Origin of the sequence: Geothermobacter hydrogeniphilus (genome assembly GCF_002898515.1) — a bacterium.
In the GTDB taxonomy this organism is placed as follows: domain Bacteria; phylum Desulfobacterota; class Desulfuromonadia; order Desulfuromonadales; family Geothermobacteraceae; genus Geothermobacter_A.
On the sequence record NZ_PPFX01000001.1, the window covers coordinates 129,777 to 145,266 of the forward strand.

A 15,490-nucleotide genomic window follows, 5' to 3' on the forward strand; every position below is an offset into this window, starting at 1 on the left:
CGACCCTGAGGAGTGCCCCCATGTTTTTCCCCGAATACCGCGGCCGGCGTCTTCGCCGCAATCACAATCTGCGCCGCATGGTGCGTGAAACCCACCTGCGTGTCGATGACCTGATCTACCCGATGTTTTCCGCCTTCGGAGAGCGGATCAAAAAGGAAATCCCGTCGATGCCCGGTATCTACCAGCAGTCGATCGACAACATCGTTGCTGAAGCGCAGGAGGTGCATGCTCTCGGCATCCCGGCGGTGATCCTGTTCGGCATTCCGGAATGCAAGGATCCTCTCGGTCAGGACGCCTATGATGACGAGGGCATCATTCAACGCACGGTACGCGCCATCAAGGAGGCGGTGCCGGAGCTGACGGTGATCACCGATGTCTGCATGTGTGAATACACTGATCACGGTCATTGCGGGGTGATCCGGGAGGGGGATGTCGACAACGACGAGACCCTCAATCTGCTGGCAGCCGAGGCCCTTTCCCATGCCCGGGCCGGGGCCGATATCGTCGCTCCCTCGGATATGATGGACGGCCGGGTGGCGGCGATCCGCGAAATTCTCGATGCCAATGGTTTCACCGACATCCCGGTGATGAGCTACGCGGTCAAGTACGCCAGTGCCTATTACGGACCGTTTCGGGACGCGGCCGATTCGACGCCGCAGTTCGGCGACCGGCGTTCCTACCAGATGGACCCGGCAAACCGTATCGAGGCCTTCCGTGAGGCGGCACTCGATGTTCAGGAGTGTGCCGATTTCCTGATGGTCAAGCCGGCCCTGGCCTATCTCGACATTATTCGCGATATCAAGGAACGTTTTGACCTGCCGCTGGTCTGCTACAATGTCTCCGGTGAGTACTCGATGATCAAGGCGGCGGCCGAGAAGGGCTGGATCGATGAGGAGCGGGTGGTGATGGAAACCCTGGTCGGCATGAAACGGGCCGGGGCCGACCTGATCATCACCTACCATGCCAAGCAGGCGGCGAAGCTGCTGGGGGCCTGAGGCTTCACGGCCTCGTCGGGTGAAATAAGCGGGGGCATCCACTGTGGATGCCCCCGCTTCGTCTGGACTGATTCAGGTTCGAGCGTCCGCCCTTTTCATCCGGCAGAAACCTGCGGAGCCGGGTATAATGAAGGGCAGGAGTCCCCATGACCGAGATCCCTTCACCACAGCCGTTGAGCCGTTCCGAACAGATTACGGCCATTTCACACTATTATCGGGCCGAGGTGCAGCGTAGCCTCGCCTGGCGTGAGCGTCTCGACCGGACCACCAACTGGGCCGGAGTGACCTCGACCGCTTTTCTTGGCTTCGGTTTTGCCCACCCGGAGATCCATCATTCGATTTTTATCTTCGGTTTCGCCATTCTGCATATCCTGCTGTTTATCGAAGCGCGGCGCTTTCGTTTTTACGATGCCTACGAATATCGTGTCCGGCTGTTGAATCAGCACTTCATTTACGATATCTTGGCACACGGCACCCTGCCGACCGATTTCGATGCCGCCGATGAAAGCTACTGGCGCGCCGAGCTCGCCTCGGATCTGCGTTATCCGCAGTACAAGATGAGCCTGCGGGCGGCCCTGGCCAGGCGGTTGCGGTCCAATTACATTTATCTTTTCACGCTGCTGGTGCTGGCCTGGCTGGTGAAGATCTGGATTCATCCGGTGGTTGCCACCTCCTGGTCCGGTTTTGTCCGCCAGGGGGCCATCGGCATGCTGCCCGGTAGTTTCACCTTCGGTCTGATGGGACTCTTTTTCGCCTACCTGTGGTTGCTCAGTCGCCTCGGACGCAAACCGAGCGGCGGGCGGGACCTGCTGCATACCAAATAACCAGTCGAGACGATCACATCCATGCCTATTCACGAAGAAGTTCTGCCCAATGGTCTGCGCCTGGTGCTGGCTGACATGCCGTACCTGCACAGCCTGGAAATGGTCTGCTATGTCGGAGCCGGAGGCCGCAACGAGACGGTCGAACTTTCCGGGATTTCCCATTTTGTCGAGCACATGCTGTTTCGCGGTTGTGAAGGCTATGACGACAGTATTTCCCTGGAGCGGGCATTCGAGGCGCTGGGGGGGGGCGTCAATGCCACCACCGATGCCGATACCACCTGTTTTTTCAGCCGTCTCCATCCCGAACGTCTTGCCGAGGGTGCTGACCTGTTTGCCCGTTTGCTTTGCAAGCCACAGTGGAACGCGATTGAGACCGAGCGGCGGATCATCCTGGAGGAAGCCCGGGAAGATTTGAACGAGGCGGGGGAGATTATCAATAGCGATACCCTGACCAATGCCCTGCTGTGGCCCGACCATCCCCTCGGCCGACCGCTGATCGGCAGCGAATCGACCCTGCGGAAGATCGCTCTGCCGCAGCTGCAGCAGTACCATCGCAGTTATTACAGCCCGCGGAATGTCCTGGTAGCCGTGGCGGGTAAACTGCCGGGGCCGCGGTCGCACGAGGCGCTCCGCGAAGCCTTCACCTCCTGGAGAGGGGCGGAGGTCGCTGCTCCGTTGCCGGCTTCGTCCCTGCCGGAACAGGGCCGTCCGCAAAGTTGTTGGGTGCATGACTCCAGCTCCCAGTTGAATCTGCAGTTTGCCCTGCAGATCCCCTGGGGCAGGTCTCATCCCGATTCCTTTGCGCTGCGTATCTGGCGGCGTATTCTTTCCTGGGGCGGGACCTCACGCCTGATGCTTCGACTGCGCGAGGAACTCGGTCTGACCTACCATGTCGAGGCCGGACTGAACATGTTGAGCGATACCGGCTGCCTGACCGTGGATCTGGCCGTCCCTCCGGAGCGATTGCTGCAGGCGGTGGAGGAGGTCCTGTCGCTGCTGCTGGAGATGGGGACCCGTCCTGTTGCCGAGGAGGAACTGCAACGCACCCTGCGCAACTTTCGCTATGATCTCGATTACAGCCGCGACCTGCCTGAAGAATTGGCGGTACGTTATGGTTGGGGCACCCTGGTCGGTTACCGGCGCAGTTTCGAGCGGGACCTGGCCGATGCCGAGGCCCTGACCGGAGAGACCCTGCAGCGGGTGGCCCGTGAGTTGCTGGTTCCCGGGAGATTGGCCCTGGCGGTCGTCGGGCCCTGGCGATCGGCTGATCGTCCGAAGGTGGAGGCGCTGCTGGAGCGTTGGAGTTGAGGTGAGGTGCCGGTTGTCGGGAACCGACGAATTCAGGGGCCCTGTCCGGAGAGATTCCGGGCAGGGCCCTTTTTATTCGGTTGAATCAGAGCCCGAGGTACTGAGGTACGACTTCGGCAAGGGTGCGGAAGATTTTGCGGAACTCGTCCTCGTTGCGTTCCAGCAGGGTGATACGGAAACCGCGTTCGGGGGTCGAGAAGGAGGAGAGCGGAACCACGCAGATGCCGGTGGAGGCGAGCAGGTAGTAGACGAAGCGCTTGTCGAGGGCGATGTCCGGTTCGGTGACCAGCTGTTCGACCAGTTCTTTGACTTCCGGAGTTTCGATCGGCAGACTCTGGCGGTCGTTGAGGCTTCCCCGTTCGAAGACCACGCTCATGTAGAAGGCGCCATTGGTGCGGTTGACTTCCAGCCCGGGAACGTCCTTGAGCAGCTCGTAGGCGATGTTGGAATACTTTTCGTAACGGGCCGTGCGCTCCTTGAGCCAACCGGGATATTCGGGATGGCTGAGAATCTTCGGGATCGCTTTCTGCGGCAGGGTGGTGGAACAGACCTCGACCATTTTCGAATCAAGGATGCTCTGGATATAGCGGGCGAACACCGGATCTTTGTCGGCATTGTAGACCTCGATCCAGCCGCAGCGGGCGCCCGGCCAGGGTGCTTCCTTGCTGATGCCCTTCATCGAGATGCCCGGCACGTCGCCGATCAGGTCGGAGAGCGGCCGGGTCATCTGGCCATTGTAGACAATGTTCTGGTAGACTTCGTCGATGATCACGAACAGGTCATATTCCCCGGCAACGGCAATCATTTCGCGCAGGATGCGTTCCGGGTAGACGGCGCCGGTCGGGTTGTCGGGATTGATGATCAGCAGACCGGCGATGGAGGGATTGTACTTGATCGACAGCCGCAGGTCGTCGAGGTCTGGATACCAGTGATTGTGAGGGTCAAGCCGGTAGGTGACCGGGGCCTGTCCGGAGTGGGCGCCTTCCGCCGAGGAGTGGGTCGAGTAGGTCGGCGAGGGGCCGATGACCCGCGCTTCGCGGCGCAGCAGACCGTAGACTTTCTGAATGGCGTCGCCGAGGCCATTGAAAAAGATGACATCTTCAGCCGTGATCTGCGCCCCGCCGCGGGCGTTGGTCTGTTCGGCAATGAACTGGCGGGTTTCCAGCACACCCTTGGTCGCGCAGTAGCTGTAGCTGCAGTCCTGCATAGCCAGATCGGCGACGATTTTTTTCATCCAGACCGGAATTTTCTCACCCTTGGCGATCGGATCACCGATGTTTTCCATGTTGGTCTTGATGCCGAGCTGTTGCAGTTTTTCGGCGATCTCAACGATCGCGCGAATTTCGTAAACCCATTCCCCTGCGCCGATGTGGACGATATTCTTGCGCATTTCCAGCTCCCCTGGCCCGTCATGGTCGGGCGTTGACTCTGATTCAGGTGCGAATCAGCTGATCCAATAAAAAAGGCCATGGCAGATGCCATGGCCCGTCGTTATCAAGTTGAATGCGTCAGCATTCTCCGCCATGGACATTTCCGAAGCCGTCGGTCCCTGCGGCCGCGGCGAAAATAGCTCGTGCTGCCGCGGCAGCCGGAAAATCTGCAGAAAAACGATGCATGTCCATGGTCTTTTCCAATGGTCAACTTCTCTAGCATATCGGCGACGGCAAAGTCAACAGGTTCTCCCGGTTTCGGGGGGTATTTACGCGTCCTGTCGGTCGGATGAAGGGCAGGGGTGATAGAATGATGGCAAGGGAGCCTGCCATGATCCGTTTCACGTTTCTACCCCTGTTGATCGTTCTGCTGCTGTCGAGTTGTACTGAACCGCCGCTGGTGAGGCGAACGCGGGAGCCTGCGGCTTCGGTCCCCTATCGTCTTGAACTGGATTTCAGTTCCGCTCTGCCCGATCCCTTCTATCTGTTTGCTGGGCCGATGGAAACCTACAATCGCTATCCCGTGAATGGCGCGTTGAAGAGGCTGCTGACCGAGACCCTGGACCGACAGCAGGGGGCTGCCGGCTCTTTACAGGCGGTCGTTGCATTTCGGTTGCTGGCATTGATTCCACGTTTTGATCAATATGGCCTGCTGAATTTTCCGGTTTCGAGGACTGTCATGGTTTTCGAAGAAAAAGCCTTTTTCCTGCAACGGGCGGAAATGGATGGCGGGGGCGACGGCGGAATCGATTTACCCCTGGAAGTTCACCGCGGAGCGACTCTGATCGGCGAGTTGCGAATTCGCGTTGAAGGCCGGGAGATCCATCGACAAACCCTGGAGATTGTTGTCCGGGAGGTGATTTACCGGGATGATGACGATCGGTCGAAATATCTCTATTCCGACCGGTTCGATTTCGGCCCGGTGCTGGAGAGGGTGCTGCTGAAGAGTGCGGCCGAGGTGAGCCGGATCGTTGCCCTGACACTGGGCACGAGAAGTTGACGGGTTGTGCTGACGGTTGCCGGACCGGAAGGTTCGCTCAGAAGGCCCGACGTTTCTTGCGTGAGATTTTGCCAAGGATCCAGCCGAAAAAGAGAACCCCGGCACCCGCCAGGAACCACTTGATACTGCCGGTGGTGAGCAGGGTGGCGTTTTCTTTTTCCAGCCGTGCGGCTTCTACGGCCAGGCGGTCGTTTTCTTCCTTGAGCTGATCTTTTTCCCGGGTGATCTGCAGCAGGTTGCCCGAGGCATCAAGCAGCTGCTGGTGTGCTTCAGTCAGTTGTTGCAGCTGTCGGCGGGTCTGCTGCAGGTCCCTGGTCAGTTTGTCGCGCTGCTTCTGCAGGTCGGCCAGGGTCTGCTGCTGTTGACTGCTGCCGGTGGTGAGTTGCTGCAGTTTTTGGCGTAACTGCCGCAATTCCTTGTTCTGACGGTCGATGATCAGTTGCTTGGGAAGGTCCGCAGTGATGTACTGCTTGAGGACATACCCTTCTGTACCGTCGGCTGAACGGACATGAAGAAATTTTCCTTCCTCTCCGAGAATCTCAACCTTGCTGGCGGTCTTGAGATGGCCGAGTGTCTGGTACTGGTTGCCGGCTGTGGAACGCAGGGTCAGAACCAGCTGATCGGTCACATAGCCGGTCGCGGCAACGGCGGACATCGCGGGAAGGGTCAGTCCGAGGATCAACAGCAAGCTGAGCATGGGGTGACGCATGACGGCCTCCGAACCGGATTCCAATGTCACGGAACCGGTATGAACTCACTGATTCAGGAATAATCAACGGCTTCAAAAAACCCAAGAATATCCCGTCTTTGCACCAGAATCAAGTAACAATCGACAGCCGCGTCGTCACACTGTGCCCAGTCAGGGGTGAGAGGTTGTTTGCTGGCCGCCCGTTGACCGGCGGCCGGATTCTTGCGAGCAGGTTGTCAGTCGGTATTGGCCGTCGTGGTTTCAGCACCGGTTTTTCCCACGGAGAGGGTGCCTGCCAGCAGGTCATCAAGGATCGCGACCCCTTCCCGGGTATAGGGATCTTTACGAACCTGCTCTTCCCATCGCTTGTGCTTGGCGGCTTCATCAAGGGGCTTGTCGGTATCGTTTTCCACCCCGAAACCGTCATGAAAGGCACTCGGGTCATCGTTGCTGTCATCCATCTCGGCACGTTCCTTTCGCGCCTTGGCGATGTTGAGGGTGAGCCGAGTTTTGTTGCGGCGTTCCTTGACTTTTTCGGCGTCGCTGACGATTTCCTGGAACTCCTTATTATTTTCCAGCCGCTTTTTGCTGTTTTCAATCAGCATCTTGAGAGATTGTTTCGGTCGGGGCCAGGGGGTGTAACGGGCCGCCGGCACGGTGTCCCAGGGAAGGGCGTAATCCATGTATTTTTCGCCGCTTTTGACATACTGCATACGATCCGGCAGGATCAGGTCCGCTTCGACTCCCTTGTCCTGGGTTGAGCCGCCGCTGACACGATAGAACTTCTGGGTGGTGATTTTCAGGGCCCCGAGTGGTTTGTATTTTTCCATGTTGCGAAAGGGAATGGCCCGATCGAGATCGAGAATGGTCTGCACCGTCCCTTTGCCGTAAGTGTGTTCGCTGCCGACGATCAGGGCGCGGTGATAGTCCTGGAGCGCGGCAGCGAAAATTTCCGAAGCCGAGGCGCTGAAGCGGTTGACCAGAACCAGCATCGGGCCGTCGTAGGCGACGTCGGGGTCGCGGTCATCAAGGACCCGAACCTGACCATTGCTGCTTTTGACCTGAACCACCGGGCCCGATTTGATGAACAGCCCGGAAATCTTGACGGCGTCGGTCAGGGCACCACCGCCGTTGTTGCGCAGGTCGATCAGCAGGCCGTCAATATTATTTTTTTTCAGATCCAGCAACGCTTTTTCGACGTCATCGGTCACGTTGCGCCCGGTGCCTCCCTGGAAAGGGCCCTTGAAGTCGCGGTAAAAGCTGGGGATGCGGATATAGCCGAAGAGTTTTCCGGTTTTCGGATCGGGGATAGTGGTCCATTTGACGAACGTTTCTTCAATTTCCACCACATCCCGGACGATGGGGATGACACGGGTTTTGCCGTCGGCCTTCTTGACCGTCAGGCGGACCTCGGTTCCCTTCGGTCCGCGGATCAGTTCCACGGCGTCTCGCAACCGCGTGTCGGTGACATCGACCGGCTCTTCGTCACCCTGGGCGACGGCCAGGATGGTGTCTTCGGCCGCCAGTTCGCCCTGGCGTGCGGCGGCACTTCCGGGGATGACGCGGACGACCTTGATAAAACCGTCCTCCTCGCGCAGAGTGGCGCCGATACCCTCCAGCGAACCGCGCATGCCGATTTCGAAATCCTCCTTCTGCTTGGGAGCGAAATAGGAGGTATGGGGGTCGAAGGCGCGGGTGGCGGCGTTGAAAAAACGATCGTAATGGTCCCGGAGGGTGTCCTTGAGCAGACGGTCGAAAAAGTGGTCGAAGCGTTTGGCAATCTTTTTCCTCGCTTCGGCCTGGGTTTCCGGTTTGGCGGAAGGATCCTTTTTGCCTTTCCCGGCCCCCTTCTTGTCGCCCTCGGGGTTTTCTTCCAGGGTCAGCATCCTCACCATCACCTGGTATTTGAGGATCTTGCGCCAGCGCTCTTTCAGGGCTGCGCTGTCGGCAACCCATGCCAGTTTTTCCGGGTCGGATTCAAGTTCTTCCTCACGACGGAAGTCGAATTTTCGGGTCAGCAGTTCGGCAACGATTTTTCTGACCTGGCGGATGCGCTTATCGAGCAGCTGCCCGGCGATGGCCGGCAGTTCAATCTGGCCGAGCCTGAATTCATCATCGATGCGATCGGCATAGGCGCGCAGCTGAGCAACGTCGCTGGCGAGCAGAAATCGTTTTTGAAAGTCGAGCTGTTTCAGGTAAAGATCGAAGGTTGCTTCCGAGAACGTGTTGTCGATAGCCTTATGGCTGAAGTGGTGCTGGGTCAACTGCTGACGCAGCACGTAGCTGAGCAATTTTGCACGGTTGGCGATGTCGGCATCATCCGTGGCCGGACGGGCGTGGGCGAGGCTTGCAGTCAGCGGATTGAGCAACAGCAGCAACAGGTAGAAGAGCAGGGAACGACGTAACAGGTACATGGCGAAGTGTTTCCAGTTTCTGACCATCCGGCAGGTGGTCGTTCAAGGGTTGAGACGGTGATTCCCGGGGCCGGTCCGCCGGGGTATCATCCGGTGGGAAAGGGTTGTGCGGAACCGCGGGCTGAAATTTTTCTCGATACAAATTACCACAGTGAGCCCTTCCCCGGCAAACAGGGGTACGAAAAAGGTCGACATTATTTCTTTGGCGGTTCGTTGACCTCTCTTTGCGGTGATTGCAGGCGCAGGGTTTTCAGCAGGTTTTCAAAGACCCCGATCTGCTCACCATAGGCGGCGGCAGGGCCGGAATAGCTGACCCAGCAATAATCATCGGCGAAGGGAACAATGACCTGCATATGTGCCGTTTCCCCGCCGGAGTTATCGGAGGGTCGGAGTACGGCAACCAGGTAGGGTGCCGGATGCCCGGCGGCAGAGACGGTCCCCCGTTTGCGTATCTCGGCGCCGCGGGCGGTCAGATCTCGTTCCGCCAGGTTGCGTTGACGCTCGGCGGAACTGCCCGGGAAGTCGCTGCGGCGCCGCAGTTCGAGATCAATGCGCATTCCCCCGGTTGACGGGTCGACGGCGCTCAGGCTCCAGTGGCGGCGCCGCGGTTCGGACGAGACACGCCAGTCGGGCGGGTACTCGAAAGTGAGGCCGCCGGCGGCATCGTAGAAATGACGATAACCGGGAATATCGGTTGTTTTGCGGGCCGCGGCGTCTTCGTTTTTAAATGGTCCCGGCGGAAAGATTCGCAACCGGTAGGTGGCCGCGTCGTGAACCGGTGCTCCCTGCCATTCGGCCGGTGCCAGGGGGGAAGGTCTGGTCGTGTACCAGGGACCGTTGTCCGCCAGCCTGGCGGCACACCATTGTTCCCGGCAGACGCTGTCGGCGAACGTGAATCTCACCCAGATCAGACCGACCCGTTCGCGGGCGTTGAAGCGCAGTTGCAGGCGTGAACCGCCGCCACCCCGTTTCTTGATCAGCGGAGTGCTGTCGTTCTCCTGGAAACCGTTGATGCCGAGGGTGATGTCGGCACCGCGTGGGTAGTTGTCAAGCCGCACCAGGACAGTGCCGGTCGCGGTCAGGACAATCTTGTAGTAATCGATCTGATCTTCGACGGTTCCGGTGATCGGCTGTGCGGGATCAACCAGGGTCGCCTGCTCGGGACTGTTGTTCGGTTCGAGTTCTCTCGCCGCGTGCAACGGTTGTGACAGACCGATAACCAGCAGCAGAGCGATGATGGGGGGGCGGACCATGCCTGCTCCTCCTCGGACAGCTATCAAATCATAGGTAACAGTAAGTTTATCTTAACACCTGAACAGTAGGTTCCTGTTGGATGGAGAGTGCAAGTGCTTGGCCTGAACGGGATTTCCAAAAATCTGAAGCGTACCCATAGGTTCGCTGGTGATTTTTGGGAAGTTCAGGCAGGTCAATGACTTTGTGCTGTCCGCCGACAAGGGACTCTCTGATTCAGGTTAACATAGATTGCCCGGATGTCCGTAAGGCAGGGGCCGCTCCGGTCAGATCCGGATATTGAGCCGGGGCCGCGGTTTTTGATCGGTTTCGACGGGTTTCCGGTTGTTGCTGAGCTGCGGTCCGGTTGCTTTCGGCATGGGGGCAGGAGATGTGATGGCGGTATGAGCGGTCGGTGGCGGGGAAAGGGATGGTTGATGCGCGGATGCGCTCATTTCGGCTTCCGGCATCGGTTTTCCCGGCGATTGTCGAGCGGCCAGTTCCCTGGCTTCCCGGCTGATGGAAACCCGGTCCGGTCCGGAGTTTTTTCTATCGATGGAGGAAGGTTGGACAAGAGTCTTCTCGGGAGTCCCGACACCTTGCGGCGACCGGTTTGAAATGGTGACTGTGTAGGCGTTTGTGGCGGAAGCAAGCTGCATATCGGACGGGTCCTCAGGGAGACGATACGGCTGTAAGATACTCTTCGGTTGCCGGTGGCGTGGTCTTTAAGATTTTTCGTCCTTCGGCTGAAAAGAAAACTGTACGGATGCCTTTCTTTCAGTGGGCGGAAGATGAAGAGTCCGCACCGGGCTGGGTCTCGATGGCGCGGTTGAGGTCGACGGTGTTGACGATCCGCCGCAGATGGGTCAGGAATTCAGCAAGAACCAGGGCGTCGCCGAGAGCCCTGTGACGCGCCGAGCAGTTCAGGTCGTGACGGGCTATGACCGCATCGAGGCTGTGGCGCCTTTCTTTGGGGAAAAGCTTGCGGGAAAGACGCACGGTGCAGAGGACCGGCGCCTGGAAACGCTGTCCGCAGCGATCGAACTCCTGCTGCAGGAAGCCGTAATCGAAACGGGCGTTGTGCGCCACCAGCAGCCGGCCTTCGAGCAGCCGGGCAAGTTCCGGCGCGATGTCCGCGAAGAGTGGCGCCGTTTCCAGCATGGCGTTGCTGATGCCGGTATAGTCGGCGATAAAGTCCGAGACCGGGGTTTGCGGATTGACCAGGGACGACCACTGTTGCTCCTGCCGTCCCCGGTTGCAGAGAACCAGGCCGATTTCGATGATTCGGTCGCGGGTCGGTCCGGTGCCGGTTGTTTCCAGATCAAGCAGTGCCAGAGGCTGGTCGAGCAGGGAGGGTTCCGGGGGATCGAAGAGCCCGGGCTGCTTCAGCATTCGAAATCGACGGCGATCACCGAGGAGCAGATTTCCTTGACGTGCGCCACCACCCGCTGGTGGTCGGGGTGCACCTGGTAGGCCTGCATCGCTTCCAGATCGTCGAACATCGAAACCAGGGCGAAATCGTAGGAACGGTCGGAGTGGATGATGTCACGGCCGAAGACAAACTCGCGGATCAATTCGATCCTGGCCGGCAGCTTGCCGAGGCCTTCGGTCAGGCGTTCGATGTCGGCCGGGCCGGTGGTTTCCTTGAATTTGAAAAAAACCAGGTGCTTGAGCATGGGGAGAACTCCTTGTTGATTCAGGTCAACCCGTAGCATAGTCGAAGGTCATTGTTGTTGTCTACTTCAGTCCGGCATGGTTTGATCGCACAAATCGCCGGCCGGGGGTTGCATCCCGCTGTCGGTCGGATAGAGTCGTAAGATCCTGAAATCTGTATTCTCCCAAGCCGTCCTGTTTGCCTGCGGTCGGTGGTTGCAGATGCCTGGAGAAGGTTTTTGCTCGATGAAGGATAATGTCATGCAGATGCAGAAAATCAACCGGGACAACCTGTTCCGACTCAAATGGGCCTACACGACCCGCAATGTCGATCGCAGTCACGTCGGGTTGTTGTTGTCTGGTGATGTGCACCCGGCCGCTGGAGATCTGACCCTGGCGCGGGTTGATGAAATCGGCCAGCATCGCCGCCTGGAACTGACGACCAGTCGTCGGGCCGATCTTTTTGAAGGTGACCATATTGTCGTTGCGTTCGGCAATCGGTATGCTCCCGATCAGTTCGAGGGTGTGGTCCCCGAGCATCTCGGGCCCTGTCGGCTGGTAGCTGCCGGTGGTGTCGCAGCGCGGTTGCTCAACAGTCATGACCGGATGAAGCAGGCGACCCGGATTACCACACTGGGCCTGCTGGCCGATGCTGAGGGGAACCGACTCAACTTACGTTCCTATCGTTTGCCGCAGACGGTTGCCATCGATTCTGAACCGTTGATGCTGGCGGTGGCCGGAACTTCGATGAACGCCGGCAAGACCACCGCCTGTGCCAATCTGGTCAAGGGGTTGGTGCGGCGCAGACTGAAAGTGGCCGCCGCCAAACTGACCGGCACCGGGGCGGGCGCCGACTATCGACTGCTGGTCGATGCCGGAGCGGATCCGGTTTACGATTTCGTTGATGCCGGCTATGTCTCGACCTACCGGATCAGTCGGGACGCGCTTTGTGATGTCGTGCTGACCCTTTGTGGTCGGTTGACGGCGACGCGGCCCGAGGTCATCGTTCTTGAAATCGCCGACGGTATTCTGCAGCAGGAGACAGCACAGGTGTTCGGTATGGCGGAGTTCGCCGGTCGTCTTGACGGGGTGATGTTCGCCGCCAACGACGCTCTCGGCGCCCAGGCCGGGGTCGCCTGGCTGGCGGCCCGTCAACTGCCGGTCATCGGGGTGACCGGGGTGCTGACGTCTTCACCACTGGCGACCCGTGAAGCCGAGGCGGCAACCGGTCTGCCGGTGTTTCACACCAGCGCGCTGCAGCATTCCAATGTTGCGGCGTTGATTTACAATTGCCTGCGCAGTCGGCGGCGGATTCTGGCTCAGGACCCCGCCGCGGCTGCTCAGCAGGCGGCAGCGGGTGGTTCGTGAATGCCCCCGAACTGCCACCGATTTTCGCCCGTCACCGGCGGCTGCTCTTTATCCGCCTGGTGATCAACGGCATTCTGCAGGCACTGGCGATTATCGGTTCCATGCTGCTGGTTCGGCATGCCTTCAACGTGCTGCTCAATCCGGCTTATGATGATCCCGAGGTTAATCTTTACGAATTGACCGATGTCTGGCAGATCGTCTGGCTGGCCGTGGGGTTGCTGGTCTGCACCGGGTTCGCGGCCTGGCTGCGCTGGCTGGAAAGAGTCGATGCCGAAAAGCTGGGGCAGGATTATGTTCATCGGGTACGGCTGCTGCTTTTTGACCGCATGCGTCGTTTCGCCCCCCGGGCCATGAGCCGCCGCACCACCGGTGCCGCGATGCTGCGTTTCGTCGGCGACCTCAATTCCCTGCGCCGCTGGGTCAGCCTCGGGCTGGCGCGCATCGTCGTCTCTGCGGTGGTCACTGTTATCGCCCTCGGTTTCCTCTCCTGGCTTGATCCGTCTCTGGCGGGGGTTTCATTGCTGCTGCTGGCCCTGGGGCTGCTCTGGAACATCCGTCTCGGCCCACGTCTGCACGGAGTTATCTCCGAAGCGCGCCGACGGCGGGGGCGACTGGCGGGCAATATCAACGAGAAGATCCGCTCATTTGCCGTTATTCAGGCGTTCGATCAGGGGGCGCGGGAACGACGGCGATTCGGTCGCCACAGCCTGCGGCTCCGTGAGGCGATGATTGACCGGGCACGGGCGTCGGGACGGATGCGGGTGGTGACCGAAGGTGCGACCGCGGCCTGCATGGGGCTGGTCCTTTCCCTCGGCGCCTATCAGGTTTTTCGCGGCATGACCACGTCGGGCAATGTCGTTGCGGCGATGACGGTGGTCGGTTTTCTCTCTTCGGCCTTCCGCGATCTGGGGCGGGTCAACGAGTATCATCAGAGCGCCCGGGTGTCGACGGAGAAGATTCTCAGTTTCATGCGGACCCGTACCCTGAGGGGGCGCTCCTCGCGGTTGCCGCCGCTGCGTCTTGAGGCCGGGCGCATCGAGCTGCGCGACCTGGTCCTCGGTGACCAGCTGCGCGGCATCAGCGCGGTCGCTGAGGGTGGTTCGCGGGTGGCGCTGGTCGGCGACAATGGCGCCGGCAAGTCGACGCTGCTGCATGTCGTCGCGCGGCTGATCGACCCGGACAGCGGTACGGTGTTGATTGACGGTCAGGATATCGCCAACTGCCTGCTTTCTTCGGTACGACAGGTCTTCGGCCTGATCAGTCCCGACCTGCCGCTGATGCGCGGTTCGGTTCGTTACAATCTTCGTTATCGCTGCCCGGATGCTCCTGCCGAGGAGGTCGCGCGGGTTTCAAAGTTGTGCGGACTGGATGAACTGCTGCAGTCGTTGCCGGGGGGGGGGAATTACCGGGTGCAGGAAGGCGGCCACAACCTTTCTCTCGGTCAACGCCATCGACTTGCCATTGCCCGGGCCCTGCTCGGTCGGCCGGGGATTCTGATCGTCGACGAAATTGACGCCAGCCTTGATCCGGACGCCGCTGCGGTGCTGGACCGGGTGCTGGAGGATTTCGCCGGGACGGTCATGATGGTGACCCGCAACCCGGCCCGCCTGGCCCGCGCCGATCAGCGCTGGTATCTGCAGCAGGGGCGCCTGGTGCGGGTTGAAAAACAGGACCGCGGCAGCAGTAGTTCGCTGATCAGTCTGAACCAGAACCAGTGAGGCCATTCGAAGGGACAATCGGGGCGTTCGCGTTCGCAGGACAGAGGGACTTGAAGATGTCAAAGGGATTGGAAACCGGGAAGGTTATGCGGCGCACGGTGGCTGCCACCCTGCCGCTCGATTATTATCTCTATCTGCCAGAATCCGGGATCAAAGAACAACGGGTTTTCGTGACCATCCATGGCATATCCCGCAATGCCAGGGAACATGCCGAGGGGTTTGCCGTCCAGGCGGAACGCTATGGCGCGGCAATCGTTGCTCCCCTTTTTCCCGAGGATGATTTCCCTCGTTACCAGCGACTCGGCAATTCAGTCCACGAGGGGCGGGCGGATTCCGCCTTCGATCGCATCATGCATGATGCCGCTGAACTGATCGGCTGTGATCCCCTTCCGCTTCGTGGCTTCGGGTTTTCCGGCGGCGGTCAGTTTCTGCATCGTTACGCCCTGTTCTATCCTCGCCGGGTTGAGCGAATGGTGGTCGGCGCTCCGGGCTGGTACACGTTCCCTGATCCCAGCCAACGCTATCCCCTTGGCCTGCGCTCCTCGAAGGAGTGGCCCCGCCTGCGGTTCAACCCGGTCCGCTTTCTCAGTATTCCGACCGTGGTTCTGGTCGGGGAGGAGGATGATATTCGTGATGAGGATCTCAACAAGTCCCGGCGTATCGACGCCGTGCAGGGTCTCAACCGGGTGGAGCGGGGCCGTCGCTGGGTTCATGCGATGAATGCCCTGGCCCGCGCCTACCAGGTTCCGGCACAGTTTCGCTGCGAGATCATTCCCAATGCCAGCCACGCTTACGAGAGCTACCATGCCCATCCGGCCTTCACCGAACGGGTCTTTACGCACCTTTTCGGCGTTGTCTGAAT

General features: G+C 59.7%; 13 protein-coding genes. 7 read left to right on the forward strand and 6 right to left on the reverse strand.

What is annotated here, in order from left to right:
- The first annotated feature begins 20 nt into the window (after window positions 1–20).
- The 3 genes from hemB to C2E25_RS00660 all read left to right on the forward strand — a co-directional run bounded on the left by hemB (window position 21) and on the right by C2E25_RS00660 (window position 3,127).
- Window positions 21–995, forward strand: a complete 975-nt coding sequence (gene hemB / locus C2E25_RS00650; protein WP_103113885.1) for a porphobilinogen synthase — start codon at window positions 21–23, stop codon at window positions 993–995.
- Between the two features lie 146 nt (window positions 996–1,141).
- On the forward strand, window positions 1,142–1,819 hold the full coding sequence (locus C2E25_RS00655; protein ID WP_103113886.1) for a DUF2270 domain-containing protein: 678 nt from the start codon (window positions 1,142–1,144) through the stop codon (window positions 1,817–1,819).
- Between the two features lie 21 nt (window positions 1,820–1,840).
- A complete protein-coding gene (locus C2E25_RS00660) occupies window positions 1,841–3,127 on the forward strand; it encodes a M16 family metallopeptidase (protein WP_103113887.1) in 1,287 nt (428 codons plus the stop codon).
- An 85-nt stretch (window positions 3,128–3,212) separates the two neighbouring features.
- Here the strand turns inward: C2E25_RS00660 and C2E25_RS00665 are convergent, their stop codons facing one another.
- The gene (locus C2E25_RS00665) at window positions 3,213–4,517 is read right to left on the reverse strand and encodes a pyridoxal phosphate-dependent aminotransferase (protein ID WP_103113888.1); all 1,305 of its coding nucleotides are present in this window, start codon (window positions 4,515–4,517) and stop codon (window positions 3,213–3,215) included.
- Between the two features lie 371 nt (window positions 4,518–4,888).
- On the opposite strand from C2E25_RS00665, the gene C2E25_RS00670 reads away from it, so the two are divergent.
- Complete coding sequence (locus tag C2E25_RS00670) at window positions 4,889–5,557, forward strand: hypothetical protein (protein WP_103113889.1); 669 nt, start codon at window positions 4,889–4,891, stop codon at window positions 5,555–5,557.
- Between the two features lie 37 nt (window positions 5,558–5,594).
- Here C2E25_RS00670 and C2E25_RS00675 read toward each other — a convergent pair whose 3' ends face one another.
- The 5 genes from C2E25_RS00675 to C2E25_RS00700 all read right to left on the reverse strand — a co-directional run bounded on the left by C2E25_RS00675 (window position 5,595) and on the right by C2E25_RS00700 (window position 11,565).
- The gene (locus tag C2E25_RS00675; protein WP_146032869.1) at window positions 5,595–6,266 is read right to left on the reverse strand and encodes a TIGR04211 family SH3 domain-containing protein; all 672 of its coding nucleotides are present in this window, start codon (window positions 6,264–6,266) and stop codon (window positions 5,595–5,597) included.
- 215 nt (window positions 6,267–6,481) lie between these two features.
- On the reverse strand, window positions 6,482–8,686 hold the full coding sequence (locus tag C2E25_RS00680; protein ID WP_103113891.1) for a carboxy terminal-processing peptidase: 2,205 nt from the start codon (window positions 8,684–8,686) through the stop codon (window positions 6,482–6,484).
- Window positions 8,687–8,853: 167 nt separating this feature from the next.
- The gene (locus tag C2E25_RS00685; RefSeq protein ID WP_103113892.1) at window positions 8,854–9,912 is read right to left on the reverse strand and encodes a hypothetical protein; all 1,059 of its coding nucleotides are present in this window, start codon (window positions 9,910–9,912) and stop codon (window positions 8,854–8,856) included.
- 754 nt (window positions 9,913–10,666) lie between these two features.
- Window positions 10,667–11,281: a PolC-type DNA polymerase III gene (locus C2E25_RS00695; RefSeq protein WP_103113894.1), complete on the reverse strand. Its 615-nt coding sequence runs from the start codon at window positions 11,279–11,281 to the stop codon at window positions 10,667–10,669.
- Window positions 11,275–11,565 (reverse strand): Dabb family protein, encoded by a 291-nt coding sequence (locus C2E25_RS00700; RefSeq protein ID WP_158247074.1) that lies wholly within the window; start codon window positions 11,563–11,565, stop codon window positions 11,275–11,277. Before C2E25_RS00700 ends, C2E25_RS00695 begins: the two co-directional genes overlap by 7 nt.
- Window positions 11,566–11,803: 238 nt before the next feature.
- Between C2E25_RS00700 and C2E25_RS00705 the strand changes: the two genes are divergently transcribed.
- From C2E25_RS00705 to C2E25_RS00715, 3 genes are read left to right on the forward strand one after another with little or no spacing between them, the layout of a single operon-like run.
- Window positions 11,804–12,910 (forward strand): DUF1611 domain-containing protein, encoded by a 1,107-nt coding sequence (locus C2E25_RS00705; protein WP_103113896.1) that lies wholly within the window; start codon window positions 11,804–11,806, stop codon window positions 12,908–12,910.
- Window positions 12,907–14,628, forward strand: a complete 1,722-nt coding sequence (locus C2E25_RS00710; protein ID WP_103113897.1) for an ABC transporter ATP-binding protein — start codon at window positions 12,907–12,909, stop codon at window positions 14,626–14,628. The genes C2E25_RS00705 and C2E25_RS00710 overlap by 4 nt, the downstream gene beginning before the upstream one ends.
- Window positions 14,629–14,684: 56 nt before the next feature.
- Entirely contained in the window at window positions 14,685–15,488 is an 804-nt protein-coding gene (locus C2E25_RS00715; protein ID WP_146032871.1) for a hypothetical protein, read from the forward strand.
- The last annotated feature ends 2 nt before the right edge of the window (window positions 15,489–15,490 follow it).

Coding starts and splice junctions, on each gene's coding strand:
- hemB (WP_103113885.1), top strand. CDS start 21: ATGTTTTTCCCCGAATACCGCGGCCGGCGTCTTCGCCGCAATCACAAT.
- C2E25_RS00655 (WP_103113886.1), top strand. CDS start 1,142: ATGACCGAGATCCCTTCACCACAGCCGTTGAGCCGTTCCGAACAGATT.
- C2E25_RS00660 (WP_103113887.1), top strand. CDS start 1,841: ATGCCTATTCACGAAGAAGTTCTGCCCAATGGTCTGCGCCTGGTGCTG.
- C2E25_RS00665 (WP_103113888.1), bottom strand. CDS start 4,517: ATGCGCAAGAATATCGTCCACATCGGCGCAGGGGAATGGGTTTACGAA.
- C2E25_RS00670 (WP_103113889.1), top strand. CDS start 4,889: ATGATCCGTTTCACGTTTCTACCCCTGTTGATCGTTCTGCTGCTGTCG.
- C2E25_RS00675 (WP_146032869.1), bottom strand. CDS start 6,266: ATGCGTCACCCCATGCTCAGCTTGCTGTTGATCCTCGGACTGACCCTT.
- C2E25_RS00680 (WP_103113891.1), bottom strand. CDS start 8,686: ATGGTCAGAAACTGGAAACACTTCGCCATGTACCTGTTACGTCGTTCC.
- C2E25_RS00685 (WP_103113892.1), bottom strand. CDS start 9,912: ATGGTCCGCCCCCCCATCATCGCTCTGCTGCTGGTTATCGGTCTGTCA.
- C2E25_RS00695 (WP_103113894.1), bottom strand. CDS start 11,281: ATGCTGAAGCAGCCCGGGCTCTTCGATCCCCCGGAACCCTCCCTGCTC.
- C2E25_RS00700 (WP_158247074.1), bottom strand. CDS start 11,565: ATGCTCAAGCACCTGGTTTTTTTCAAATTCAAGGAAACCACCGGCCCG.
- C2E25_RS00705 (WP_103113896.1), top strand. CDS start 11,804: ATGCAGATGCAGAAAATCAACCGGGACAACCTGTTCCGACTCAAATGG.
- C2E25_RS00715 (WP_146032871.1), top strand. CDS start 14,685: ATGTCAAAGGGATTGGAAACCGGGAAGGTTATGCGGCGCACGGTGGCT.